Annotated in this window: 1 protein-coding gene; it reads left to right on the top strand. The window is 47.0% G+C overall.

The window, feature by feature from the left end:
• The first annotated feature begins 136 nt into the window (after positions 1-136).
• Entirely contained in the window at positions 137-955 is an 819-nt protein-coding gene (gene proC / locus R7R24_RS24900; protein ID WP_005482485.1) for a pyrroline-5-carboxylate reductase, read from the top strand.
• Positions 956-1,056 lie beyond the last annotated feature (101 nt).

The raw sequence follows: 1,056 nt of genomic DNA on the forward strand, positions 1-1,056 counted from the left end.
GCACGAAAAGTGAATAGTCATTTAAGCGCGAAAATGCTTAATTGATACCGCGATGAAACAGCGGTTACCGCAAAGCGGCGCCATTATACACCTGAGCGCACAATAAATCGTAAATATCATGATGGAAATCAGACAAATGGAACATAAAAAGATCGCCTTTATCGGTGCGGGAAACATGGTCAGAGCCATTGTTTCTGGCCTCGTGGCTAACGGCTACCCTGCACAAAACATTGTTGCAACCGCCCCATCAGAGGCGCGTCGTCTGCCGCTTGAGCAAGATTTTGGTATCCGCACCACCAGCGACAACATGCTGGCAGCGTCCGAGGCCGATGTGGTGGTTCTGTCTGTGAAACCACAAATGATGGCGGATGTTTGTAAACCTCTGCAATCTATCGACTTTAGCAACAAGCTCGTGATTTCTATTGCGGCAGGCATCAATTGTTCACGTTTGGATGAGATGCTAGCGACAAAATTGAATTTGGTTCGCGTAATGCCAAACACTCCATCTCAGTTGGGTTTGGGCATGAGTGGCTTATTCGCTCCAGAACATGTCAAAGAACAAGACAGAGCCTTTGCCGCAGAACTGATGCAAGCAGTTGGTAAAGTGTGCTGGGTGGAACAAGAATCAGGCATCAACAATGTGATTGCAGCAGCAGGCAGCGCTCCGGCATACTTCTTCCTGTTTATGGAAGCGATGCAAGCTGAAGCGATAGCTCAAGGTTTTGATAAAGAAACGGCTCGTTTGTTGGTTCAACAAGCAGCGCTGGGTGCGGCAAGTATGGTGGTGAGCAATCCAGACACTGAACTGTCGACACTGCGTGAAAACGTGACTTCGAAAGGCGGCACAACCGCCGAAGCACTTCGTACATTCAACGAACATCAGTTAACGGACATCGTTGCAAAAGCCATGCAAGCTGCGGTTGCTCGCGCAGAAGAAATGGAAAAACTGTTTTAATTATCTGGATGATTCTCAAGAAACATCATCCACTACTTGTTAAGGGTACCTTATGAATTCAATGAGTTTTCTCATCTCAACCCTATTTGACCTGTATATCA

It is taken from the genome of Vibrio sp. 704 (assembly GCF_033339295.1).